The organism is Deinococcus sp. NW-56 (genome assembly GCF_002953415.1).
Lineage (GTDB): Bacteria > Deinococcota > Deinococci > Deinococcales > Deinococcaceae > Deinococcus.
On sequence record NZ_CP026516.1, the window covers coordinates 1,180,580 to 1,204,572 of the forward strand.

Consider the following 23,993-nt stretch of genomic DNA (forward strand, 5'->3'; position numbering starts at 1 on the left):
ACTCAGGAGTTGCACCTGCATAACGACGGGGAAGCGCTCCCAGCCGAGAAAATCTGGGAGTGTCTACGTCACAGATTCTGGGGGAGCGCGTCCGCATTCTGGCAGATGAGTTCCTGGCCGTTCCAACCACGTCCTACCAACAGCGCAGCCTGGAGGCTGCGCTGTCGATGTTCCTGGACACTGCCACCAAAACGGCGTTGCACCGCGCTGAGTTGGTCAGCAAAAGTGCGCTGAGCCGCCTCCTGAACGAGTACCCCTGGGATACGGCACAGGGTTGGGCCATCTTGCAGCGCGCCCAGTGGGACGCGCTGCTTGTCGCGGCCCGACGAAAACACCGCCCACTCCTGCGGCTGAGTGTCGACCTGACCAGCATCGAAAAAAAGGGCAGCACGCTGCCCTTCGTTCGCGTCTACAACGAGGTTCACGGCATCCATCTGGTCGTGTTGTTCGCCGAATACGGAGCGGTGAAGTTTCCCGTGGGGTACCGGGTCTACCGGGGCAAGGGGACAGCGACCCCAGTGACTCTGGCACGAGAACTTCTGCGAACCGTCCCAGACGCGATCCGTCGTCGATTCCGGATTCGCGTGTTAGCAGACAGCGGATTCGAATCCGCTGTCTTCCTGGATGAAGTCAGGCAGCTGGGCTTCGAGTTTGTGGTGGGCGTTCGGTCAACCCGGCGGACGATGCACCCAGGCGAGGTCACGGTGGCTGACTGTCCGCATGGAGGCTACATCGAATTGAAGAACTGGCCGCATGACCCGCTGGTGCTGGGTCGCGTCGACCGTGGAGACCGGGTGTTTCACGCGGTTTCTTCGGAACTGATGGAAGGCGACGAGGTGGTCGCCGAGGGGGCAAAGCGGTGGAGTGAGGAATCGTTCTTCAAGGAGGGCAAGCACCAGTTTGGTCTGGCGCAGTTCGCATTGCGAACTGCTGTGGGCCTGGATCGCTGGGTCCTGCTGGTGTTCCTGGCCTGGACACTGGCCATCCTGCACCGAGAGACCGGGATGACCCTGGAGGCGTGTGCTGCTCTGGCACTGATGACGGTCATGCCAGACGTTCATTTGAACCGCCTGCTCCTGACGTTCAGCAGAAACTCGGAATTTCTCCGCCAGCACGGCTATTCACTGCGCTATGCGAGGTGCAACTCCTGAGTACAATGGAAAGACGGATTCACCGCCTTTGTTGTCGGAACGAATCGCGCCATCAGAGACAATGTACTGTGTTATAAAAACATAGCCGTAGCTGGGTTCTTCTGGTGCCTGCCTACGAGTAATCAGACCAATATTTTTGTTTAGAAAATGCGTCATAATCTCAGTACGTGGGTTACACATAAACCCCCGATTCTTTCCCGTAAATATTGTGAAGCGCACGTCAAATGGCCTGTACAAAATCGGCGTTACTAAGTTAGCAAGGGATCCTACAGCTTGCAAGTCAGCTTGGGCGCCCTTCACTGTCCAGTCGCGGGCGTCCTTACCTAAGTTAAAGTGTTGCCGTGCCTGCTCTTCCGGCATCCCTACGAACGCTTCTGCCCGTTGCAACGCCTGTTGCGCGTCCATATCAATAGTCAGGGCGTCTCGGGCAGTTAGGACGCCGGTGGATGTGTTAGACATAATTTTTAGTAAATTCCACCCTTTCTCGTATTCCCCCCTGATCTCTGCATCCTGGTCGGCCCACAGGTATGTCGGGCTGCTCGGCTCCAACGTCTGATAGCCACCGCTCAGCACGTCATTCTCTGACAACCAGCGGTATTTGCTTTCCCTATCGCCCCACAGGTCGGCGCGGTGAATCTGGCTGTTGCGGGGGCCGGGGGCGCCCTCCCTGCGGACAAAGAGGCCGATGGCGACCCCGGTACGGATATCAAAGACATTCTGGTCGGCGCTGCCGTCGGGTGCCTTTTCCTTCTTGTTGGCGTTGCCGTGCAGGTCCAGCACGTAAATATCGTCAAAGGTGCGGGTCAGGCTCTGGCGCATGCCCCGGAAGGTGGGGTTGTCCAGGTAGCCGTGCGGGGTGATAAAGGCGACGATGCCCGCGCCCGTCTGCTCGACGCGCCACTGCGCCCAGCGGATGAACTTGACGTAATCGTCTTGCAGCCACTTGGGATTGCGCTCGCCCAGCGGTTGCCCGTCGACCTCGTAGTAGTTGCCAGCGATGCGGCGGGCCTTGTCCACCTTGCCTTTGATACGGACAGTGCCCTTGAGCAGGTCGTCGATCCACACGTTCTTATTGGCGCTGTGGCCGCTGTAGGGCGGGTTGCCCAGCACGACCATGATGGGGTAGTCGGCCTTGATCTTTCCGGCGGCCTGCGCCTCGTCGCTGATGGCGCGGAACTGGCCGGGGAGGGTCTGGATTTCGTGCTGCGGGTCTTCCAGGGTGTTGGTGAGGTAGACGTTCAGGCGGCGGCCCAGGCGGACGCTCAGGGCGTCGCGTTCCTGCTGCTCGGTGGGGGTGCTGTCCGGCAGGTCCAGGCCGCCAAGTTCCATGCTGAGCTTCAGGTGGGCGACGGCGTAGGGAGCCATCATCAGCTCGAAGCCGTACAGGGCGTGGATCAGGTGGTCGCGCACGAAGGCGGGCCACTGCCCGGCGTTGTCGCTGGCCTGATACCGCTGCCGCAGCAGCCGGATGATCTGATAGGGAAAGGTGCCGGTGCCGGTGGCGGGGTCGGTGATCAGTAGGCGCGGGGCGCTGAACTGCTTCTGGCTTCCCTGGTCATCACTGGTGGTGACGGTGGTTTTCCCCGTGTCCCCCAAGCCGTCCTCCAGCCCGAAGTCACGCTTCAGCAGGGCGTCCACGCTGCGAACAATGTAGTCCACCACGGGCGTGGGGGTGTAGTACACGCCGCGCTGCTCGCGCAGACGGGGGTTGTACTGGGCCAGAAAGGTTTCGTAGAAGTGGACGATGGGGTCTTCCTCGCGCACCTGCGTGCCGAATTCAGCCAGAATCCGGTCGATGGCGGCGTGGGCCAGCAGTCCGGCGAGGTCATCTACCAGAGTGACGTAGGGTTCGTCGTCCAGTTCCGGCCCGGTCAGGGTATAGAACAGCTTTTGCAGCAGCGGGTTGGTCTTGGGGATATTGCGGGCGGCGTCCTGGCGGTTGAAGGGCGCAGCGCCCGGCGCTCGGGCGTGCTGGACCCGCGCGGCGAAGAGGCCGTAGGCGAGGGTCTGCGCGTACATGTCCGAGAAGTCCTCGTGCGTCAGGCCTGGCAGGATGGTCTTGCGGAACGAGTCGAGCAGGTCTTTCAGGGTGTCGCTGGCCTCGCCCGCCAGGAGCACGTCCAGCGTGACGCTGCGAATCAGGGCGGTCAGGCGGGCCATTCGCGCGGCGAGTTCCTTGGCCGTACCGATTTCCAGAGGTGTCTGGGCTGCGAAGCCGTCCAGCAGGGCGCTTAACCCGGCGGGACCGTCTTTACTGCGCGTGAGTTTCTGGCCGTCCCACGTGCCAAGGGTCGCGCTGGCGCCGCGTTTCTCGCCGCTGACGTACCAGCGGAACTCCAGGTAATCGGTCAGCAGCAGGTTGGGGAGGGCCGCGCGGTAACGCTGAAGTTGCCCGGTCCTCTCGGTGTCCCCCAGGCTGATTCCCACGTCCTTGGCCTCGGCATACCCCAGGGTGAGCGCAGTTCCCTGCTCAGTGTGCTGAATCAAGTAGTCAGGAGCGCCGTACTTGCCGCGCTTGGGCTCGTTCGTGGCCGTTGTGCCCGGCATCAGGGCTTCCAGCAGGGTGCTCAGGGCGGCGCGGTGCGTGTGCTCGGTGGCGTGCCCGGCCTTCAGGTCCTGCTCGATACGGTCGAGGTAAGCCCGGATAGCCGCCTGCGCCTGTGCGGGGGTGGGGGAGGGGCTGGTCATGTGCCCCTCAGTTTAGGGGCCGCAACTCGTCTGTGGGCTCAATTTGAGAACTGGGCAACCGCAGGGTTCCTGTCTCCCGGCCTACACCTCCACCCGCTCCGGGAAGCCGGGCGGCAGGTCCGTCGCCGCAACCCGCTCCCCGATCCGGTCCACGAACACCAGCAGATTCGCCTCGCCGGGCCGCAGCTTGCTGGGCGCCCGCACCGCGTCGAAGCGCCCGGACTCGAAGGCGGCCCGCCCCAGCCGCTGGGTGGGCGCGTCCTCGCCCTGCTCGTTCAGCAATTGCCAGTCGCCCGTCAGCTCCTGCAAGGAAGTACCCAACCGCTCCCGCACCTCCGCGTCCGTCAGGTCCAGCACCCGCTCCGCCCGCACGCGCAGGCCCAGGCACGTCGCGCCGCGCAGGTCGGCGGGGTCGGCGTGGCCGGGGACTGCCGGAACTCCATGCCCGCCACCTCCCACCCGTGGGACGTGTACAGCACCCGCAGGTCTTCGCCCCGGCTGTAGCGGCCGTCTTTGGTCAGGTTGCACAGGTTCTCCTGCACCTCGTCCGCCGTCACGCCCTTCACGCAGCGGAAGACCTGGCCTTCCCAGGAGGCGGTGGGCAGGGATTGAAGCGCTTCTCGTAAGTCGGTGTCCCGCAGCATGGCCTGACCCTACCGGTCGGCAGGACCGGGTGGATTGGGACCCCGTTCAGCCACTACGTCCTCGCTGCCCAAATCAGCTCAAGAAGATGAAGGCCCGGCCGCCCCCTATTCTGCCCCCAACAGAACCGGACGGGCCGCGCTATCCTCTCGTCCATGACCGCTCAGCCCCCCACCGAGCCGTTTCGCGTGACGGGCGGCGTCAACAAGGTGCGCTTCCGCTCCGACACCGGCTTTACCGTGATGACCGCCCGCCTGCGCAACTCCGAGGGCGAGGACCCCGACGCCACCGTGATCGGCGTGATGCCCCCGCTGGACGCCGGGGACACCTTCAGCGCCGAGGTGCTGATGGAGGAGCACCGCGAGTACGGCTACCAGTACCGGGTGCTGAACATGGTGCTCGAAGCCCAGCCCGCCGACCTCACCGAAGCGGGCGTCGCTGCCTACCTTGAAGCGCGGGTGGGTGGGGTGGGCAAGGTGCTTGCCGGGCGCATCGCCAAGACCTTCGGGCCGTCCACCTTCGACGTGCTGGAACAGGACCCCGAGAAGCTGCTCCAGGTGCCCGGCGTCACCCAGTCCACCCTGCACAAGATGGTCTCCAGTTGGAGCCAGCAGGGACTGGAACGCCGATTGCTCGCGGGACTCCAGGGCCTCGGCCTCTCCATCTCCCAGGCGCAGCGGGCGGTCAAGCACTTCGGGGAAGCGGCACTGGAACGCCTTCAGGCCGACCTCTTCGCCTTGACCGAGGTGGAGGGCATCGGCTTCGTGACCGCCGACAAGCTGTGGCAGGCCGCAGGAGGCGCGAACGACGACCCCCGCCGCCTGACCGCCGCCGCCGTGTACGCGCTTCAGCAGGCCGGGCAGCAGGGCGGGCACTCCTTCCTGCCCCGCGCAAGGGCGGAGCGCGGAGTCATGCACTACACCCGCGTATCGGCGGAGCAGGCCAAGCTTGCGGTGGAGACAGCCACCGAACTTGGCCGCCTGTGCGACGACCCCACCAAAGACGGGGAGAGCCGCATCTACCTCCCCCACGTCCTGCGGGCCGAGAAGAAGCTCGCTACCCTGATCCGCACCCTCCTCGCCACCCCGCCCGCCGGGGACGAGTGGACGGTGCCCAAGGGCGCGGCGAAGGGGCTGTCGGCGGAACAGGCGGGGGTGCTGAACCTGCTGGAGGAGAATCGCCTCGTCGTGCTGACCGGTGGCCCCGGCACCGGCAAGAGCACGACCACGCGGGCGGTCGCGGACCTCGCGGAAAAGCTGGGGCTGGAGGTCGGCCTGTGTGCCCCCACCGGCAAGGCGGCCCGCCGTCTGGGGGAGGTGACCGGGCGCCCCGCGTCCACCATTCACCGGTTGCTGGGGTACGGCCCGGCGGGGTTCCGGCACAACCACCTCGAACCCGCGCCCTATGACCTCCTGATCGTGGACGAGGTCAGCATGTGCGGCGACGCGCTGATGCTCTCGCTGCTCGCCGCCGTGCCGCCGGGGGCGCGGGTGCTGCTCGTGGGCGACACCGACCAGCTTCCGCCCGTGGACGCGGGGCTGCCCCTCCTCGCCATCGCGCAGACCGCCCCCACCGTCCGCCTGACCACCGTGTACCGTCAGGCCGCCGAGAACCCCATCATCCGGGCGGCTCACGGCCTGCTGCATGGGCAGGCGCCGGGGTGGGGTGACCCTCGCCTGGCCCTCACCGAAACCGAACCCGACGTGGGCGCCCGCCGGGTGGCCTTGATGGTGCGCGAACTTGGCGGGCCGGGGCAGGTGCAGGTGCTCACGCCCATGCGCAAGGGACCGCTGGGGGTCGAGCTGCTGAACACCCACCTCCAGAGCCTCTTCAATCCCGGTCAGGGCGGCATCCGCATCGGGGACGGCGAGGCCCGCCCCGGCGACGTGGTCGTGCAGACGAAGAACGACTACCAGAACGAGGTCTTTAACGGCACGCTGGGCACCGTCCTCAAGGCGGAGGGCAGTCGCCTCACCGTGGACTTCGACGGCAACATCGTGGACCTGGGCGGGGCCGAACTGTTCAACCTGCAACTCGGCTACGCCCTGACCGTCCACCGCGCTCAGGGCAGCGAGTGGCCCACCGTCCTCGGGGTGCTGCACGAGGCCCACATGCCGATGCTCTCGCGCAATCTGGTGTATACGGCGCTCACCCGTGCCCGCGACCGCTTCTACGCGGTGGGGTCGGCTTCGGCGTGGGAGAAGGCCGCCGGGCGCCAGCGCGAGGAACGCAACACGGCGCTGCTGGAGCGGGTGCGGGGGCGGTGAGGAAAGACGTGCCGTCGTCCCTCGCATCCCCGGTCCATTCGGCGGGTATTCACGCCCTGCACGGCTACATGGGCAGCGGTAAGACGACGCTGGCCCGGCGTCTGGAGCACGAGTTGCCCGCCCTGCGGTTCACCATCGACGAGTGGATTGTCGCCCTGTACGGCCCTGACCTGAATGCCGAGGAGTTCCCGGTCGCTTCCCGACGTGTCACCGCCGTGCTGGAGGGCCAGTGGAAACGTGCCGTCACCCTGGGCATTCACGTCATCCTCGACTACGGGTTCTGGACGCGCAGGGGCCGCGATGGCCTACGTGCGGAAGCTTCCGCGCTCGGCGTACCGTTGACGTTTTACGCGCTGGAGCTTCCCGAGGAGGAGGCGTGGCGACGTATCCGGCGGCGTAATCTGGAGCCGGGAGTGCTGCCGATTGCCGACGAGACCTTCACCCGGCTCAGGCCGCGATTCGAGCCTCTCGGACCGGACGAGACCGCGCTCCAAGTGTCTTTCGAGTAGGGAATTGACCCTTAACCCATGCTATCCTTCAATTCCGGAGGCCGAGCGCCCCGGTTTTTCTTTTTGGCCCCGCGTGGGGCGGGCGCTCGTGTTCAGGCATGAAATACATCTTCGTGACGGGCGGCGTGGTCAGCAGCCTCGGCAAGGGCGTGGCGAGTGCGTCCCTGGGCGCCCTCCTGCGGGCGCGGGGCTACAAGGTCACGGCGGTCAAGATCGACCCTTACATCAACATCGACGCGGGCACCATGCGGCCCTACGAACACGGCGAGGTCTTCGTGACCGCGTCCGGGGCCGAGACGGACCTCGACATCGGCAACTACGAGCGCTTCCTCGACCTCGACATTCCGCCCGGCAGCAACATCACGACCGGGCAGGTGTACCTCGAAGTGATCCGCCGCGAGCGGGCCGGGGACTACCTCTCGCAGACGGTGCAGGTCATCCCGCACGTCACCGACGAGATCAAACGCCGCATCCGCGCGGCGGGCGAGACGGCGGGCGCCGAGATCGTGCTGATCGAGGTGGGCGGCACGGTGGGCGACATCGAGTCGCTGCCCTTCCTGGAAGCGATCCGGCAGTTCCGCTTCGACGAGGGCGACGAGAACGTGCTGTACCTGCACCTCACGTTGGTGCCGTACCTGGGCACGTCCAACGAGTTCAAGACCAAGCCCACCCAGCACTCGGTGGCGACCCTGCGCTCGGTGGGCATCAGCCCCGACATCGTGATGGTGCGCTCCAAGGACAAGCTGCCGCCCGAGATCACCCGCAAGATCGCGCTGTTCACCTCGGTGCGGGAGAACCGGGTGTTTTCCTCCTACGACGTGGGCCATGTCTACGAGGTGCCGCTCGCGCTGGAGGAGCAGGGCCTGGGCAAGGCGGTCGAGGACCTGCTGGGGCTGGAGCGCACCCACCCCAATCTGGGCGTGTGGCAGAACGCGGTGCGGACGATCAAGCACCCGGCGAACGAGGTCACCATTGCCCTGGCGGGCAAGTACACCGAGATGCCCGACGCCTACCTCAGCCTGCTGGAGTCGCTCACCCACGCCGGAATCGCCAACGATGCCCGCGTGAACATCAAGTGGGTGAATGCCGAGGAGCTGACGGACGGGGACCTCGAATCGCAACTCGGGGACGCCGACGGCATCCTGGTGCCCGGCGGCTTCGGCATTCGCGGCATCGAGGGCAAGATTCGCGCCGCCGAGTACGCCCGCACGCGCGGGGTGCCGTACCTGGGCATCTGCCTGGGGATGCAGATCGCGGTGATCGAGTACGCCCGCCACAAGGCCGGACTGGAGGGGGCCAACTCTGCCGAATTCGATCCCTACGCGCCGCACAAGGTCGTGGACCTGATGCCCGAGCAACTGGAGGTCGCCGGGATGGGCGGCACCATGCGCCTGGGCGACTGGCCGATGGACCTCCGCGCCGGGACAAGGATCGCCGAGCTGTACGGCGTGCCGGGGGGAGGCACCGTCAAGGAGCGCCACCGCCACCGCTACGAGGTCAATCCTGCCTACGTAGAGCAGCTTCAGGCCGCCGGGCTGACGATCAGCGGCGTGACCCCCGGCGTTGCGGGGCGCGGGGCCGGGCTCGTGGAGAGCATCGAGATCGCGGACCATCCCTTCTTCGTGGCCCTGCAAGCCCACCCCGAGTTCAAGAGCCGTCCGATGCGGCCGAGCCCGCCCTTCGCGGGGTTCGTGGCGGCGGCGTTGGGAAGCGGCCAGCGGCCAGCCACCAGCAGCCAGTCCGAGAAAGCGGAAGCGTAAGGCGACAGGAGACCAGGGAGCCTCAGCGCGTGCTGGGGCTTTTCTCCTGCTGGCCGCTGGGAGCTGGAAGCGGGATGCCCAGCGTCTCCAGCACCGCGTCCACCTGTTCCGCCAGCCCCTCCAGCCCCCCCCCGTTGTCCAGCACGGCGGTGGCCCGCCGCCGTTTCTCCTCGGCGGGCATCTGGCGGGCGTCCCGCGCCATTACCTCCTCGCGCGTCAGGCCGGAGCGGGCGGTCACACGTGAGACGCGGACCTCCAGCGGCGCGTCCACGACGAGCACGGCGTCCATCTGCTTCTCCAAGCCCCCCTCGAACAGCAGGGGCACGTCCTGCACGATCCACTCCTCCCCACGGGCGGCGGCTTCCTGTTCCAGCGCCAGCATTCGTGCCCGCACACGCGGGTGGGTGATGCCGTTCAGCACCGCGAGCCGCGCCGGGTCCCCGAACACCCGCGCCGCGAGCGCCGCCCGGTCGAGTTTGCCGCCCTGCACCACGCCGGGAAACTCGGCTTCGATCTCGGCCAGGACCGCTGGGTCGCGGGTCACCTCGCGGGCGACCTCGTCGGCGTCGAGGACGGTCAGGCCGCGCTCCCGCAACAGGGCCGCGACCGTGCTCTTGCCCGCGCCGATGCTGCCGGTCAGGCCCAGTCGGCGCGGCTGGGCGGGGGAGAGGGAAGGCATGGGGGCAGTCTAGGGCCGCCGTCAGGTGCCCGTCACCCGGCGCTCCTACGCTGCCGGGGACGATGCCTCTGCCCTGCGCGGTTCCGATTTTGCCCTCTCACACGGACTTCACCCCGCTTCTGACGGGCCAGCCTATCTTGGGCGGATGCGGTCCCGCCTGGCCCCCGACTCCGGCTTGCGCCCCTCTGACGCCGGTGTTAGCCTCACCCCTGGAGGTTTCTGAGTGAAACGACGTACCCTCGGCCCGCTGCTCGCGGCGGCCACCCTGTCTGCGGCCCTGGCCCAGACCCAGGCGCCCCCGACGCAGACGCCGCCGCCGGCGCCTGCCTCGGCGCAGCCCGCGGCCCCGGCGACTCCCCAGGCGGCCCCGCTGCCCGCCGCGAACTACGTGGCACTGGGTAACTTCTACTACGGCCGGGGCAACTTCGATCAGGCCTACGTGGCTTTTCGCGCCGCCGCCGAGATCGATTCCCGGAGCAGCGACGCCCTGCTGGGCCTGGGCCGCTCGCAGGTCAAGCTGCGGCTCTACGCACCCGCCATCGAGACGCTGCGGCGCCTGATCACCCAGGACGCCCGCAACCTCAGCGGGCACCTCGCGCTCGCGCAGGCTTACCAGCAGCAGTTCATCGGGGCGGGGGACCGGGCCAGCGTGTCGGGCAACCTCGCTCAAGCCCTGGGGGTGCTGACCCAGGCCGAAGCGCTCGCGCAGGCGAGCCCGGAAGCCGAGCGCAACCTCAACCTCAGCAAGGTCTGGAACGAGCGCGGCAACGTGCTGCGCCTTCAGGGGGCGGCCACCCAGGCCATCGAGGCCTTCAAGCAGGCCAGCACCCTCAACCCCGAGAATGGGCTGATCCTGTTCAACCTCGGCGACATGTACTACGCCACCGGGAACCTCGTGGCGGCGCTCGACAGCCTGCAGCGGGCGGTGATCACCGACCCCGCCGACGCCTACAACCGCGCCTACTATGCCAAGCTGCTCGCCCTGAGCGGCAACGTCACGGCGGCCAAGCCGGAAGCGGCGCAGGCGGCCCGCCTCGCCCCGAACAATCCCTACGCGGTCGGGCAGTACGGCGTGGTGAGCTACCTCAGCCGCGACCCGGTGACCGCGCGGGCGCAGCTCGCGCAGGCAGTGCGGCTCGATCCGCTGCGCTACCCCGAGTTCTACTACTACCTCGGGCGCCTCGACCTCGACGCGGGCGATCTCAAGGCGGCCCGTGAGAACCTCACCCGCGCGGTGGCGCTGGGCAGCACGACCGCCGAGTGGATCTACTACCTGGGCCTGAGCTACGAGCGCGGCGCCGGGGCCATCGCCCCCGACCGCCTCAAGGCCCGCGAGAATTACGAGCGGGCGCTCAAGCTCAACCCGGGTTACGCCCTGGCCCGCGAAGGCCTGACGCGCGTCCGCTGACCTCACGCACTTTCACCCCCCTTCCGCGCCTGGGAGGGGGTTTTTGCGGGCGTCTGAACTTTCCCTTAAGCCCGGCCGGGGGCGGGGCGCGGCTAAGATGAGGACTGTTGCCGCCTCCCGCCCACCGTGGGTGGGTGATCCCGGCCCGAAAGGAGCATTTCCATGGCCTACCAACTGCCCCCCCTGCCCTACGCCTACGACGCCCTTGAACCCCATATCGACGCGCGGACGATGGAGATCCACCACACCCGGCACCACCAGGCCTACATCGACAACGCGAACAAGGCGCTCGAAGGCACCGGCATGGAGAACCTCAGCGTCGAGCGATTGATTCAGCAGCTCGACCAGGTCCCGGCTGACAAGAAGGGCGCCCTGCGCAACAACGCGGGCGGCCACGCCAACCACAGCCTCTTCTGGCAGGTCATGACCCCGCAGGGCCAGGGTCAACCGCAGGGCGAACTTGCGGCGGCCATCGAGCAGGCCTTCGGGTCCTTCGACGCCTTCAAGCAGAAGTTCGAGGACGCGGGCAAGACGCGCTTCGGCTCGGGCTGGGCGTGGCTGGTCGTGCAGAACGGGAACCTCGCCGTCGTCTCGACCGCCAACCAGGACAACCCGCTGATGGGCGAGGCGATTTCCGGCACGAGCGGCACCCCGATTCTGGGAGTGGACGTGTGGGAGCACGCCTACTACCTGAACTACCAGAACAAGCGCCCCGACTACCTCGCGGCCTTCTGGAACGTCGTCAACTGGGACGAGGTCGCCCGCCGCTACGCCGAGGCGAAGGGGCAGTAACCCCTCCCCCCCAGCAGCCCCAGGTCACGTGCCTGGGGTTGTTTGCTGCTCCAGCCCGGCCAACCACGCTTCGGCCTCTTCCGGCCCCAGCACCTGCGCCTCACGCTCCGGGCCGAACCACGCCAGCAGCGTGAGGAGGTCGCCCCCGTGGTGTTCCTCCAGATTCCCGAAGATGACCTTGTGGTCGCCGTCCGCGAGGTGCAGCAGTCCGGCGGGCGGGGCGCTGGGGCGGGTACCCACCGTGAGTGCTTCGCCCAGCCACACGGCGTCCACGTCGCTGCCGTCGGCGGGGTTGAGCAGACCGGGCAGGCAGCCGTAGTTCACCGGGGCGGCCCAGGGTTCCTGGCGGTACGGCACGACCTCGCCGCCGCGCCATACCCAGCGGTCCAGGGTGCCGCGCGTCCACTCCACCACGCCTTCACGCTCGCGGAGGGCGGTCATGGCTGGACCTCGTACAGCTCGACCTGCCGCAGCACCGTGCCCCCGAAGCTCAGCGCGGCGCGGTAGGCCCCCTGCGCGGGGGCGGCCAGCGTGAAACGGGCCTCCCGCTGCGCGGCGTCGAGGTACACGCTGTCGCGCCCCAGTTCGCGCGAGCCGTCGAACCACACGACCTCCAGATAGCCCGGCTCGAAGCGGCCCTCCACCCGCGCCCGCAGTTCCAGTTCCTGCCCCGCGCGGCGCAGGCTGGCTTCGGTGATGCGGGCGGGCAGCTCGACCTCGACCTGCGGGGGAATCAGCGGCACGAAGTTGTAGCGGCAGCCCGCCAGGGCGGGGGCCAGCAGCAGCAGGGTCAGCAGGAGGCGGGGGGACATGGGGGCATTGTAAGGAGGGGCCGTGAGGGCAGGCCCCGCCCTACACCCCGGTCGCCACGATGGCCCCCAGCAGCGCCACCGGGGCCGTCTCCGCCCGCAGGATGCGCGGGCCGAGGGTGACGGCGACGGCGCCCCGTGCGGTCAGGGCCGCGACCTCCGTGTCCGAGAGTCCGCCCTCCGGCCCGGTCAGCACCGTCACCGGGGCGTCCCAGGTCAGGTGGTCCGTCAGGCGCTCCCGGCTGCCGGGCTGGGCGACGAACAACTGGCCCTCCCAGCTCAGGTCGGTCAGGGAAACGGGGTCAAGCACCTCCGGCGTCACCGCCCGGCGCGACTGCTTGCTGGCTTCCTCCGCCACCCGCCGCAGGCGCGTGAGCTTCTGCCCGCCGATCTCACGGGCGTCGGCGTGACGGGTGACCAAGAGTTGCACGCGAGCCACGCCGAGTTCGGTGGCCGCCCGCACCACGTCCGCGAGCTTATCCCCCTTCAGTAGCGCGACGGCCAGCGTGACGGGCTGCGGGGTCTCGGCGGCGCCCGCCACCCGTTCCCCCAGCGCGAGGACGGCGCGGGTGTCGTCCAGTTCTTCCAGGGTCGCCCCCGCCTCGGCCCCCTGGCCGTCGAAGACGCGCACGGGGTCGCCGGGCCGCAGCCGCAGCACGTGCAGGTGCCGGGCTTCACGCGGCCCCAGGGTCATCTGGGGGGTCAGGGCAGGGACGCGGACACGGTGCTCAGCCATCTCCGGCCCTCACTGCGGCAGGCGGGCGGTCACCAGCGCCCACTCGCCGTCCACGGTCTCGCGCACGTCCCCGAAGCCTTCCCGCGCGAGCGCCTCCCGCACCAGCTCCAGCTTGCCCGTCAGGATGCCTGTCAGGATCAGGTCGCCCCCCGGCACAAGGTGGGCGGCGTACTCCCCGGCGAGCAGGTCGTGCAGCTCGGCGTAGAGGTTCGCCACGACCACGTCGTAGGCGTCCACCCCCTCCTCTGGGAAAGTCAGCGCGTCCAGCCCCAGCGTGCCTTCCTCGAAACGCACCTGCGAGGCGGGCACGCCGTTGATCTCGGCATTCTCCCGCGCGATGGGCACGGTGACGGGGTCGATATCCACCCCGAAGGCGAAGCGGGCGCCCAGCAGCGCCGCCGCGAGCGCGAGGACGCCGCTGCCGGTTCCCACGTCAAGCACCCGCGCCCCGGTGCCCCCCGGCCCGCGCGTGCCCAGCTCCAGCGCGGAGAGGGCCTCCACTGCCAGCCGGGTGGTCGCGTGGTGCCCGGTCCCAAAGGCCATGCCGGGTTCGATGACCAGCGGGAGTTGCCCGGCCTCGACCTCCTCCCGCTGCCACGGGGCCACGATGGTCACCCGTCCGGCCCGCACCGGGCGCAGGGTGCGGCGAAACTCGGCCTGCCAGTCCTGATCGGCTTCCTCGCGCCACTCGCCGTCCGAGACGGAGTCAGGCAGCGGCACCCGCTCGTCGAAATACACGCGGATCGCTCCGGCCCGTTCTTCCAGCCCGGTCGCGCCCGCCTCCCACAGGGAGTCGAGGTCGGTTTCGCGGGTCTGGAAGGTGCCGGGGAGGTGGTACACGAGCATGGGGGAGAGTGTAGCGGGCGGGTGGCCTGTGGCTCGTGGCTTGTGGAGGGCCGGGGCCGAAGCCAGCGCCTCTGCACAAGCGACACGCCCCGCGCCACGAGCCTCTACACTCTCCCCCATGAAACTCGCCATCGTCGGTGTCGGGAAGCTGGGGCTGGCCCTGCTGGAAGGGGTCTTGTCGCGCGGGGTGATGGCAGCGGGAGACATCGGGCTGCTGGACGCGAACGCGGGGCGGGCCTCCGACCTCGCCTCGCGCACGGGGGCCGCATTGATCGGCGCCTCGGACCTGCGCTTCGCCGAGCGGGTGCTCGTCAGCGTGCAGCCCCGCGTCTTTCCGGAAATCAGCGAGTGGCTCGCGCAGGAGAACGCCGGGTACATCAGCACGATGGCCGGGGTCAGCACCAACACGCTCTCCCGCCGCCTGGGCACCAAGCGGGTGGTGCGGGTGATGCCCAACCTCGCCGCGACCATCGGCCGGAGCCAGACGGCGATCACCGCTCCGCGCGAGGCGGAACTCAGCGGGGACCTCGACTTCGCCCGGTCGCTCTTCGGTGCGGTGGGTGACGTGTATGACCTGCCCGAGCACCTCTTCAACGCCTTTACCGGCATGAGTGCCTCCGGCCCCGCCTACGCCGCGCTGGTGGCCGAGGCGCTGGCCGACGGCGCGGTGCGGATGGGTCTGCCCCGTGCCCTGGCCCACGAACTCGCGGCCAAGGTGCTCGTCGCCAGTGGCGAACTCCTCCAGCAACGGGCGCACCCCGGCCTGCTCAAGGACGAGGTCGCCAGTCCCGGCGGCACCACCATCGCCGGGCTGGAGGTGCTGGAGGCGGCGGGCGTGCGCGGCGCGGTGATGCGGGCGGTCGTGGCAGCGACGCGCCGGGGCAGCGATCTGGGGAAAGATCAGGAGTAGGGGAGGTTCACTCCCAGATGCCGTGAGGTCTCTGTCCGCCGCCTCCCCTCTGGCCCTCTTTCGGCACCGACCCTTCGCGGTGCTGTGGGGGGCACAGACCTTCTCGGGTCTGGGAGACGGCATTTTCCGGGTGGCGCAGGTCGCCCTGCTGCTGAGGCTGACCGGATCGGCGGCGGCGCTCAGCGGGCTGCTGTTGGTAGCGGTGTTGCCGGGCATCGCCCTGGCACTGCTGGGAGGTGCGCTGGCGGACCGGGTCGACCGCCGCCGACTCCTGGTCGGGGCGAACACAGTCCGGGGGCTGCTGATGGCGGCCTTCGCGGGGCTGGCCCTCGCGGACGCCGTGCAGCTCTGGCACCTCTACGCGCTGGCGCTGCTCTACGGCGGGGTGAGTGCGCTGGCGAATCCGGCTTTTGATGCCCTGCTGCCCGCCCTGGTGCCGCGCGAGCGCTTACAGGGGGCACAGGCCCTCTTCCTGCTGGGGGACAACGTGGCCGCCATCGTCGGCCCGGCGCTGGGCGGGGTCCTGCTCGTCGTGGTAGGGGCTGGGGGTGCGGCGGCGGTCAATGCCCTGTCCTTCGGTGTCCTCGTCGCCGGGTTGCTGAGCTTGCGGGTGGGGGCCTCCCCGGTGCCGGAAGGCCCCCGGCCGTCCGTGTGGGGAGATATAGGCTTCGGCCTGCGCTACGCCCGCACTCAGCCCGCCCTGCTCTCCCTGCTGACCCTGTTCGCCGTCATCAACCTGAGTGGTGCGACGCTCGCGGTGGCGCTGCCGCTGTTCGTCACGGAGACGCTGGGGCAGCCCGCCGCCACCTACGGCCTCTACCTGACGGCGATGAATGTGGGGATTCTCGGGGGCGTGGCCCTGATGGGAGCCCTCCGGGTGCGGCGGCGCGGGCTGGCGATCCTGGGCAGTCTCTTCGCGGCGGGGCTGCTGGGCTACCTGCCCCTCGCCCTCTCGCGGGAGGTGGGGGTGGGCCTCGTCGCTGTGCTGCTCATTGACGGTTTGGCGATGGTGTCCAACGTGCTGTATCCGGCCTGGGTCGGCGCCCACATCCCCGACGGGTACCGGGGGCGGGTCTTCGGCCTGACCTCGCTGGTGAGCTATAGCCTTGTTCCCGTGGGCTTCGCCATGGCGGGGACGGTGGCGGGAGTGCTGGGACCACCGGGAGCCCTGCTGGGAGCCGGGCTGCTGCTGATAACGGTCGCGGTGCTGGGGCTACTGGTGCCCGCGTTGCGGCGGCTGGAGTAGTGGGACGGCTCGCTGCTGACCCCTCCTATACTGCCCCCCGTGCCCGGCCCCGAAGTCCTGCTCTACGGCATTCCACTCGCTTTCCTCGCCGGATTCATAGATGCGGTGGCGGGGGGCGGCGGCACCATTACGCTGCCCACGCTCTTTTTTATGGGCCTGACTCCCGCGCAGACGGTCGCCACCAACAAGCTGCTCGCCATCTTCGGGTCGGGGAGCGCGACCGTGCAGTACTGGCGCAAGGGCCATGTGGAACGCGGGCTGGTGCTGCGGCTGATTCCGCTGGCGCTGGTGGGGAGTGCGCTGGGAGCCTTTCTGGTGCGCTTCGTGGACCCCGACGCCTTTCGCACGCTCGTCGGTGTGGTGATCTTGGGCGTGGGGGCGCTGGTGCTGGCGAACAAGCGCTTCGGCCTGGAGGACCGCTACCCCGGCCTGACCACCCGCACGCTCGCGCTGACGCTGCCGGGGGCCTTTGTCATCGGCATCTACGACGGCTTCCTGGGGCCGGGGACGGGTACGTTCCTGATGTTCCTGTTCGCGCTGGCGGGCTTCAATCTGGTGCGCTCCAGCGGCAACGCCCGCACGATCAACTTCGCCACCAACCTCGGCGCCTTCCTGTTCTTCCTGATCGGCGGCCACATGGTGTGGTGGATCGGGTTGCCGATGGGCGTGGCGAACGCGCTGGGGGCCACCCTGGGTGCCCGGATGGCGATGCTGCGCGGGAGCGGCTTCGTGAAGGTGATCTACGGGGTGATCGTGGTGCTCGTCGCGGCGCGGCTGCTGTTCGGGTAACGGAACTGCCCAACCGTGCCCCCGCGCCCCCTCCCCCAGGCCCCCACACGGCAGAATCCGGGTATGACTTCACCGAATGGCGGGCGGACCGAACAGGCGATTCTGGCGGGCGGGTGCTTCTGGTGTACGGAAGCCGTCATGAAGGACGTGCGCGGCGTGACGAAGGTTGAAAGCGGCTATATCGGCGGCCACACCCCCAACCCCGACTACCGCAGCGTGTGCAGCGGCACGACCGGCCACGCCGAGGCGGTGCGGGTGACCTTCGACCCCGCGCAGGTGAGCTTTCGCGACCTGCTGACGCTGTTTTTCGCCACCCATGACCCCACCACCCTCAACCGCCAGGGAGCCGACGTGGGCACCCAGTACCGCTCGGCGGTCTTTCCGCTGACGCCGGAACAGACGCAGACCACACGCGAGGTCATGGCCGACCTGATCGCGCGGGGCATCTTCGACCGGCCCATCGTGACCACCCTCGAACCCGCGACCGAGTTCTACGTCGCCGAGGACTACCACCAGGACTACTACGCCAACAACTCCCGCCAGCCCTACTGCATGGCCGTGATCGCGCCGAAGGTCGCGAAGCTGCGCAAGGAGTACGGCGACCGCCTGCGGGCCTGAGGGGCTGGCCTAGGGGCGCTCCCAGACATAGGGCGTCGTCGTCGTCACGGGCAGCAGGCCGCTGCGTTCCAGAATGGGCCGCGAGGCGTCCGTGCTGTCGCTGTGCAGGTAGCGGATGCCCCGGCCGAGCGCCGACCCTGCGCGGGCGGCGGTCAGCGCCCGGTAGATGCCCTGACCGCGCCACTCGGGCAGCGTCCCGCCACCCCACAGCCCTGCGAACTCGGTGCCCGGCACGACTTCCAGACGGCCGACACAGACGACCTCGTCCGTGGTCTCCGCGATCCAGAGTTCGATTCGCCCACGGTGCCTCTCCAGCCGCCGCATCAGCTCCTCGGGTCGGAAGGGAAGACCAAAGACCCGGCTGTGCGTGTCAGCCGCCCGCGTGACGTCGGGGAGGGGACTGGGCTGGTCGTCGATGCGGCGCAACCGGACACCTCCCGGCAGGGTGACTGGCCCCTCGAGGTGCCGCGCTTCGCCGACCATGACGGTTTCCTGATCCTCGGGCTGGAAGCCGTACTTCCGCAGGCGCCCGGGGAGATCGGCGGGGAGGTCGTGCCCCCGCGTCTTCCACTCGACGGAGGTGATGGTGGGATCGGCGGCGTAATGCTCCAGCGTCTGCGCGATCAGGTCGTCCAGGGCCTGCCCGCTGAGGCCCTCCAGCGAGCGGTAGGAGACAAAGCCCCGTGCCCCAAACTTTCCGCGCCACAGCGGTCCGTCGCGGTCGTGGCTCGTGGCGCCCGACATCTCGGCCTGCTCCCTGAGCTGCGCGTCGTAGGCCGCGAGCAACCGGCGCTGTTCTTCCTCATGGGACCTGGACATCGGGTCAGCCGACCGGGGAAGGGGCGGGGTGCGGGCGGTCCTGGGCGGCCAGCAGTTCCTCCACGCCGCGCCGTAGCCGCACGGCGAGTGGGAACGTCAACCAGCGCTGAAGCTCTTCGCGGGGGGGCTGGGCAGTGAACCACAGGTCGAAGGTGTCCACGACCCTAGGCGCTCCGGCGGGGCCAGCCTCGCGGGTCACCGGGTCGCCCGCACCGACGTCGCCGCCTTCCAGCACGCGGGTGTAGAAGCCGGGGCGCCGGGCTGCCGCAAACTGCTTGACGAAGCTCGCGTCCTCCATCCGCGCCCCCAGCGTCGCGCAGGGAATCCGGGAGGCGGTGACCTCCAGCAGCACGCTCCCCACCCGGAAGCGCTCCCCGATCGCGATCCCGGCCGACTCCAGTCCCTCCAGCAGCAGATTCTCCCCGAAGGTGCCCGGTTCCAGCGTCCTGCCCAGGGCCTCCTCCCAGTGGGCGTAATCCTCGCGGGTGTAGACGTAGACGGCCTGATCGGGGCCGCCGTGGTGCTTGCGGTTCAGGACGTGGTCGCCGTCCAGCCCCGCCGCCGTGACCCCGACCCGGCTGGGCACCGCGTGTTTGTGAATGCCGCTGACGATCTGGCGGGGACCGACCTGCACGGCGGTGGGCTGGCCCACGTGAACGCTGAGAAGCTTCATATGGGGGCAGGCTAGCGCCCCGGCGGGGGTATGGTGCGCGTTCTCCCGGTGCCCCGTGCGCCGGGCGGGGTAGGCTGCGGCCCTATGCGCCCCCGCCTGCCCCGGCCCCTGCTCGGCGGCCTGATCGCCCTCCTGACGCTGCTGGCCGCTCCCGGTGCAGAGGCCGCCGCCCAGCCCATCCAGGCCCCCGGCCCGCTGGGGCTGAACCTCCCGCCGCCGGACCGCGCCGCCCTCGATGGCCTGGGCCTGAACGCCTGCCCCGAGCCGACCGCCCGCCTCGACCGCCTACTGTATGAGCGCACCGGGGGCCAGGGCGCGGCCCTGAGCTGCGGCAACCGGGTGGAGGGGCTGCTGCATCTGCCCCAGGCCGACCCTGCCTACAGCGCCCAGCCGCGCACCCCGCAGGGCGGCTATGACGCGCTGGTGGCCGAGCTGGGGCGGACCCGGCGCGAACTGGTGATCGCCAACATGATCTGGGACGAGGGGGCGGACGCGCCGGGGGCCTCGGTGGCGCTCGCCATCGCTGCGCTGCGCCGGGACCTCGCCGCGCACCCGGAGCGGTACCCGGCGGGGCTGACAGTGCGGCTGCTGTTCGGCAACACGGTGCGGGCGAGTGCGCCCCTCGACCCCCGCGCCAACATCTACGCGGCGGCCGAGCACCTGCTGGCGGCGGGCGTGCCCCTGACTGGAGACACGGTCCCCGGCTGGCGGCTGGAACTCGCCAGCTACGCCTACACCTACCCGCACAGCCACATGAAGGTGATCGTGCAAGACGGCGAGCGGGTGCTCGCGGGCGGCTTCAACATCAGCATCAACCACCTGCCGGGGGACGCGCCGGGAGGCCGGGGGCTCGACCTCGCGGACCTGGGGATGTGGGTGCGCGGCCCGGTGGCGCGGCACGCCCTCGCCGCCGTGCGCGACACCTGGGAACTCGGCCGCCTCCTCACCTGCACCCGGCGCCCGCGCCCCGGTGAGCTGCGCCGGGACTGCACGCTGGCGGCGGGGCCGACGCCCTGGCCCCTGATCTGGCCTGTTCCGGCCGCCCCGGCGGGCACGGCCCACGTCTATCCCCTCTACCGCCGCAACGGCCACACGGGCGCGGACGAGGCCCTGGCCGAACTGGTGGGCGCGGCCCGCACCCGGCTCGACCTCATCCAGTCGCAGGTCGGGGGCACCCTGGGCTGCGTGGGCGAACTGTCCGTGGTGGCGGGGTGTGCCCCGGAACGCCAGCTTCCGGTCTGGCGGGCGGTGGTGTCCGCCATCCGCGACCACGGCGTCACGGTGCGGCTGCTGATCGACGAGGACGCCGCGCTGCAGGCCGAGACCCTGGGCCTGCTGCGTGCCCTGCGCCTCGAACTGCGCGGGCTGGGGCTGGACGACCACCTCCAGGCCCGCTGGTACGGCACCGAGGGCGGCGCCCACACCAAGATGGTGCTGGTAGATGACGAGATGCTGGTGGTGGGCAGCCACAACCTCCATTTCTCGTCGTTCGGTCGCACTGGCCTCGTCGAGTACTCGCTGGCGACCAGCGACGCGGCGGCCATCGCGGAGGCGCAGGGCCTCTTCGACTTCGAATGGGCACGCGGGACGGCGGTCAAAACGCCGTGGTGGTTGCCCGCCTTGCCGGGCGGGGTGTAGGGAAAGCTTTCATACGGGTTCCGTCCCATCCGTCCCCGAATCGGCGCTCTCCCGGTTCGAGAACTCCCTTCCCGGCCACCGTTGTGTTCCCACTCACTCTGCCTCACAGCTTTGCCAGTCCGCTCGGGGTGAACAGTCTGCCTGACTGTTCAACTGGAATGCGTATCAGCGTTCAGCCAACGCCAAAGGCCGGGTTCGGATGCCCGGCCTCTGCGGTGCGTGTGCCCGCTCAGCGCATCGTGCGTGGCAGCTCCTGCGTGGGCAGGATCTTCTTCGGCTCGCGGAACTCGATGTTCTCCCACTCGCCTTCCTCGACGACTGTAAGGGCCGGATTGAGCGCCCGGAAGTGCGCGACCACCTCCTGCACGAGGTCGTCGGGGGTGCTCGCCGCGCTGGTAATTCCCAGGGACCGGAGGCCTGTCAGGTCCAGCCCCGCGAGGTCCGCCGCCGTCTCCAGCCGCTCGGCCCGGCCGCACAGGTCGCGGGCGAGTTCCAGCAGGCGCATGCCGTTGCTGGAGTGCGGGCTGGTCAGCACGAGGAAGGCGTCCACCCCCGGCGCGATGGCCTTGACCGCGTCCTGACGGTTCTTGGTGGCGTAGCAGAGGTCCTCGCTGGGGGGCACCACCAGAGCGGGAAAGCGACCCTTGAGGATGTCGACCGTCCGCCGCGTGTCGTCCACGCTGAGGGTGGTCTGGGTCAGCACCACCACCCGCTCGGGGTTGGGGACTTCGACCGTGTGGGGGTCGTTCAGCCCCTCGCCCGTCTTGCCCAGCACGCCCACCACGATGGTTTGCTCGGGGGCCTCGCCACGCGTGCCGATGACCTCCTGGTGCCGGGCGCTGTCGCCGATCAAGAGGATGGTGTAGCCCTCCCGCGCATACTTCTTGGCCTCGGTGTGGACCTTGGTGACCAGCGGGCAGGTCGCGTCGATGGTGGCCAGTCCCAGCGCCCGCGCCCGCTCGCGCACCGCCGGGCTGACCCCGTGGGCGCTGAAGACCACCGTCTCGCTGCCCTGCGGCAGGGCCGAGATGTCGTCCAGGCTTTCCACGAACTGCACGCCGCCCCGCCGCTCCAGACGCTCCACGACGGTGTGGTTGTGAACGATGGAGTGGTAGACGGTCAGCGGCCCCGTCTCCTGCCGGGCGGCCTTTTCCACCGCCCCGATCGCCATGACGACCCCCGCGCAAAAGCCGCGCGGCTTGGCGAGGTGAATGCGTTCAATCATTGGGGTGGCCTCCCATCGGGATCAGTGTAGGCGGGCGCGGGCGCATAGAGGGTGCGGGAAGTCCCGGTGGGGAGTCCCTCAGTCCACCACCTCGAACCCCAGCCGGTCGGCCTGCTCCACGAAGAAGTTGATGTTCTCCGTCAGCGTCTGCGGCCCCAGGCTCTTGCGGTGATGCTCGCCCGTCGCGGCAATGATCAGCGTTTCCGCGAGGCAGGCAGGCACCGCGCCCTCGCCGAACTGAAGGTCGATGTTGCTCGTCATGCCGCCGGGGGGCCGCACCACGCCGCCGGGAATCAGGCGCACGCCGGGCACGTCCAGCACGCTCTCGTGCGCGTCGGCGGGGCGGCCCTCGTCGAAGATCCAGGCCCCAGGCTTGACGTGCTCGGGGAAGATCACCGGGTTGGGGTCGGAAGTCGCGCTGAAGATCAGGTCGGCCTCGCGCAGCGTGTCGTAGCTGGTGGTGGTGACGATCTCGGTGTCCCTCGCCGCCCGGCGCAGGGTGTTCGCGCTGCGCTCCAACCGCTCCATGTCGCGCCCGATCATGATGACCTTACCGACCTGCGGGGCGATGGTCCGCGCGATGCCGAAGGCGACCACGCCGTTGGCCCCCACGATGCCCGCCGTGGCCCGTTTCAGGTCGCGCCCCGTCTCCGCGAAGTGGCGCAGGATGCCCGGAATCGCTGCCTTAATGGTGCCGCTGGTGTACGCGCCGCCGTTGGTGATCGTGAGGTCGGGGACCGCCGCCTGCACGTCCACGCCCTTGTTGCCCACCACGCTCCAGAAGGCCCCCAGCCCGAAGACCTCGGCGCCCAATTCCTGCGCAAGCCGCGCTCCCTCAATGGCCCGCCGGGTGGCGAGGTCGGGCTGGTCGCGGAACACGTCGGGGAGGAGGGGGCTGCTCAGCAGGTAGCAGCGGATCTCCTTGCCCTCATTGGTCTTGATGCCGTGCAGCTCGCCCACCTTCATGGGCCGCAGGTTCTCGGCCATTCGCCGCACGCTGGCCTCGCTGATCACGCCCCGGTCCACCAGCGGCTTCATCCAGGCGAAGCGGCGCGACTGCCAGAAGTTCTCCAGCGTCATGGGGTGAATCATGAAGGCGGTCACGACCTGATCGGCCCGCTTGCCTGCCACCGGCACGTCCGCGAAGGCCTTCGGCTCGGTGCCGTCGAGGATGCGCCCCAGGTTCTCCTTGAAACGCCACGCCGCCGCCACCAGCAGCCCCAGCGCCCCCAGCTTGGCCGGAATCCCCAGCGGCGACACGGCCACCAGCACGGCGAAGGCCAGCAGCCCCAGCAATGTGGCCCCGCTCGCGTAGCCCCAGTAGCCCAGCACGGCGGCATAGACGACCACGGGCAGGACCGTCAGCCACAGGCTCAGGCCCGCCACCGACAGCCCCGCCAGCACCCCCAGCAGCACGAGGTTGCCCCGGCCACGCGGCGGGGTGTCGCCATACAGGAACCGGGGTGGGTTGAGGTGCCCCAGGTACGCCGCCAGCCCCGCCAGCACGCATACCTCCGGCGACCCCAGGGCCGAGGCCATCAGCACCGCCAGGAAGCCCTTGGCCGCGTCCAGTCCCGCGCTCGCCGCCGCCGGGCCGGGGCCGACGCGCCGCAGCACGTTTTCCACGCCGAGGTTGTAGGCGCTGTTCACGCGGGGGTCCACGCCCAGCCGCCGCAGCAGCCAGTGGCCCAGCGGCAGGCTCCCCACCAGAAATGCGAGCACGAGGAGCAGGGCCGACAAAAACGCCATGCGGGGCATTCTAGCCGGGTTGGTGAGAGGGGCAGTCGA

General features: G+C 69.3%; 23 protein-coding genes. 11 read left to right on the top strand and 12 right to left on the bottom strand.

The window, feature by feature from the left end:
- The first annotated feature begins 59 nt into the window (after positions 1-59).
- On the top strand, positions 60-1,151 hold the full coding sequence (locus C3K08_RS05955) for a transposase (RefSeq protein WP_102128614.1): 1,092 nt from the start codon (positions 60-62) through the stop codon (positions 1,149-1,151).
- Here C3K08_RS05955 and C3K08_RS05960 read toward each other — a convergent pair.
- The 3 genes from C3K08_RS05960 to C3K08_RS17860 form a co-directional block, all read right to left on the bottom strand.
- Positions 1,122-3,839, bottom strand: coding sequence for a type ISP restriction/modification enzyme (locus tag C3K08_RS05960; RefSeq protein WP_104990473.1), 2,718 nt, complete (start codon positions 3,837-3,839; stop codon positions 1,122-1,124). The genes C3K08_RS05955 and C3K08_RS05960 overlap by 30 nt on opposite strands.
- 81 nt (positions 3,840-3,920) lie before the next feature.
- Positions 3,921-4,196: an RES domain-containing protein gene (locus C3K08_RS17855; RefSeq protein ID WP_234009192.1), complete on the bottom strand. Its 276-nt coding sequence runs from the start codon at positions 4,194-4,196 to the stop codon at positions 3,921-3,923.
- A complete protein-coding gene (locus tag C3K08_RS17860) occupies positions 4,184-4,483 on the bottom strand; it encodes a hypothetical protein (protein WP_158679859.1) in 300 nt (99 codons plus the stop codon). The genes C3K08_RS17855 and C3K08_RS17860 overlap by 13 nt, the downstream gene beginning before the upstream one ends.
- A gap of 153 nt (positions 4,484-4,636) precedes the next feature.
- Between C3K08_RS17860 and C3K08_RS05970 the strand changes: the two genes are divergently transcribed.
- From C3K08_RS05970 to C3K08_RS05980, 3 genes are all read left to right on the top strand, one after another.
- Positions 4,637-6,748, top strand: a complete 2,112-nt coding sequence (locus C3K08_RS05970) for an ATP-dependent RecD-like DNA helicase (protein ID WP_104990475.1) — start codon at positions 4,637-4,639, stop codon at positions 6,746-6,748.
- Between the two features lie 68 nt (positions 6,749-6,816).
- On the top strand, positions 6,817-7,257 hold the full coding sequence (locus tag C3K08_RS05975) for an AAA family ATPase (protein WP_158679860.1): 441 nt from the start codon (positions 6,817-6,819) through the stop codon (positions 7,255-7,257).
- Positions 7,258-7,355: 98 nt separating this feature from the next.
- Complete coding sequence (locus C3K08_RS05980) at positions 7,356-9,017, top strand: CTP synthase (RefSeq protein WP_104990477.1); 1,662 nt, start codon at positions 7,356-7,358, stop codon at positions 9,015-9,017.
- Between the two features lie 22 nt (positions 9,018-9,039).
- On the opposite strand, the gene coaE is transcribed toward C3K08_RS05980, so the two are convergent.
- Positions 9,040-9,696 carry a dephospho-CoA kinase gene (gene coaE, locus C3K08_RS05985; RefSeq protein WP_104990478.1) on the bottom strand — a complete coding sequence of 219 codons (657 nt, stop codon included), beginning with the start codon at positions 9,694-9,696 and terminating at the stop codon, positions 9,040-9,042.
- Between the two features lie 223 nt (positions 9,697-9,919).
- Here coaE and C3K08_RS05990 point away from each other — a divergent pair, with 223 nt between their 5' ends.
- Both C3K08_RS05990 and sodA read left to right on the top strand, forming a co-directional pair.
- A complete protein-coding gene (locus C3K08_RS05990; RefSeq protein WP_104990479.1) occupies positions 9,920-11,104 on the top strand; it encodes a tetratricopeptide repeat protein in 1,185 nt (394 codons plus the stop codon).
- Positions 11,105-11,266: 162 nt separating this feature from the next.
- Entirely contained in the window at positions 11,267-11,896 is a 630-nt protein-coding gene (gene sodA, locus C3K08_RS05995) for a superoxide dismutase [Mn] (protein WP_104990480.1), read from the top strand.
- A 24-nt stretch (positions 11,897-11,920) separates the two neighbouring features.
- Here the strand turns inward: sodA and C3K08_RS06000 are convergent, their stop codons facing one another.
- From C3K08_RS06000 to C3K08_RS06015, 4 genes are read right to left on the bottom strand one after another with little or no spacing between them, the layout of a single operon-like run.
- The gene (locus tag C3K08_RS06000; protein ID WP_104990481.1) at positions 11,921-12,337 is read right to left on the bottom strand and encodes an inorganic pyrophosphatase; all 417 of its coding nucleotides are present in this window, start codon (positions 12,335-12,337) and stop codon (positions 11,921-11,923) included.
- The gene (locus C3K08_RS06005; RefSeq protein WP_104990482.1) at positions 12,334-12,708 is read right to left on the bottom strand and encodes a hypothetical protein; all 375 of its coding nucleotides are present in this window, start codon (positions 12,706-12,708) and stop codon (positions 12,334-12,336) included. Before C3K08_RS06005 ends, C3K08_RS06000 begins: the two co-directional genes overlap by 4 nt.
- Before the next feature lie 40 nt (positions 12,709-12,748).
- Positions 12,749-13,441: a 16S rRNA (uracil(1498)-N(3))-methyltransferase gene (locus C3K08_RS06010; protein WP_104990483.1), complete on the bottom strand. Its 693-nt coding sequence runs from the start codon at positions 13,439-13,441 to the stop codon at positions 12,749-12,751.
- Positions 13,442-13,450: 9 nt separating this feature from the next.
- On the bottom strand, positions 13,451-14,287 hold the full coding sequence (locus tag C3K08_RS06015) for a 50S ribosomal protein L11 methyltransferase (protein ID WP_104990484.1): 837 nt from the start codon (positions 14,285-14,287) through the stop codon (positions 13,451-13,453).
- Between the two features lie 118 nt (positions 14,288-14,405).
- Here C3K08_RS06015 and proC point away from each other — a divergent pair, with 118 nt between their 5' ends.
- The 4 genes from proC to msrA all read left to right on the top strand — a co-directional run bounded on the left by proC (position 14,406) and on the right by msrA (position 17,850).
- A complete protein-coding gene (gene proC / locus C3K08_RS06020) occupies positions 14,406-15,197 on the top strand; it encodes a pyrroline-5-carboxylate reductase (RefSeq protein WP_104990485.1) in 792 nt (263 codons plus the stop codon).
- Between the two features lie 22 nt (positions 15,198-15,219).
- Positions 15,220-16,443: an MFS transporter gene (locus C3K08_RS06025; RefSeq protein WP_158679861.1), complete on the top strand. Its 1,224-nt coding sequence runs from the start codon at positions 15,220-15,222 to the stop codon at positions 16,441-16,443.
- A 39-nt stretch (positions 16,444-16,482) separates the two neighbouring features.
- The gene (locus tag C3K08_RS06030; protein ID WP_104990487.1) at positions 16,483-17,232 is read left to right on the top strand and encodes a TSUP family transporter; all 750 of its coding nucleotides are present in this window, start codon (positions 16,483-16,485) and stop codon (positions 17,230-17,232) included.
- A gap of 63 nt (positions 17,233-17,295) precedes the next feature.
- Positions 17,296-17,850: a peptide-methionine (S)-S-oxide reductase MsrA gene (gene msrA, locus C3K08_RS06035; RefSeq protein ID WP_104990488.1), complete on the top strand. Its 555-nt coding sequence runs from the start codon at positions 17,296-17,298 to the stop codon at positions 17,848-17,850.
- 9 nt (positions 17,851-17,859) lie between these two features.
- Here the strand turns inward: msrA and C3K08_RS06040 are convergent, their stop codons facing one another.
- Both C3K08_RS06040 and C3K08_RS06045 read right to left on the bottom strand, forming a co-directional pair.
- Positions 17,860-18,669 carry a GNAT family N-acetyltransferase gene (locus C3K08_RS06040; protein WP_104990489.1) on the bottom strand — a complete coding sequence of 270 codons (810 nt, stop codon included), beginning with the start codon at positions 18,667-18,669 and terminating at the stop codon, positions 17,860-17,862.
- Between the two features lie 4 nt (positions 18,670-18,673).
- On the bottom strand, positions 18,674-19,342 hold the full coding sequence (locus tag C3K08_RS06045) for an MOSC domain-containing protein (RefSeq protein WP_104990490.1): 669 nt from the start codon (positions 19,340-19,342) through the stop codon (positions 18,674-18,676).
- 84 nt (positions 19,343-19,426) lie between these two features.
- Between C3K08_RS06045 and C3K08_RS06050 the strand changes: the two genes are divergently transcribed.
- Complete coding sequence (locus tag C3K08_RS06050; protein ID WP_104990491.1) at positions 19,427-20,980, top strand: phospholipase D-like domain-containing protein; 1,554 nt, start codon at positions 19,427-19,429, stop codon at positions 20,978-20,980.
- 229 nt (positions 20,981-21,209) lie between these two features.
- On the opposite strand, the gene ispH is transcribed toward C3K08_RS06050, so the two are convergent.
- Positions 21,210-22,205 carry a 4-hydroxy-3-methylbut-2-enyl diphosphate reductase gene (ispH, locus tag C3K08_RS06055; RefSeq protein ID WP_104990492.1) on the bottom strand — a complete coding sequence of 332 codons (996 nt, stop codon included), beginning with the start codon at positions 22,203-22,205 and terminating at the stop codon, positions 21,210-21,212.
- Between the two features lie 78 nt (positions 22,206-22,283).
- Positions 22,284-23,954, bottom strand: a complete 1,671-nt coding sequence (locus tag C3K08_RS06060; RefSeq protein ID WP_104990493.1) for a glycerol-3-phosphate acyltransferase — start codon at positions 23,952-23,954, stop codon at positions 22,284-22,286.
- Positions 23,955-23,993: the final 39 nt, after the last annotated feature.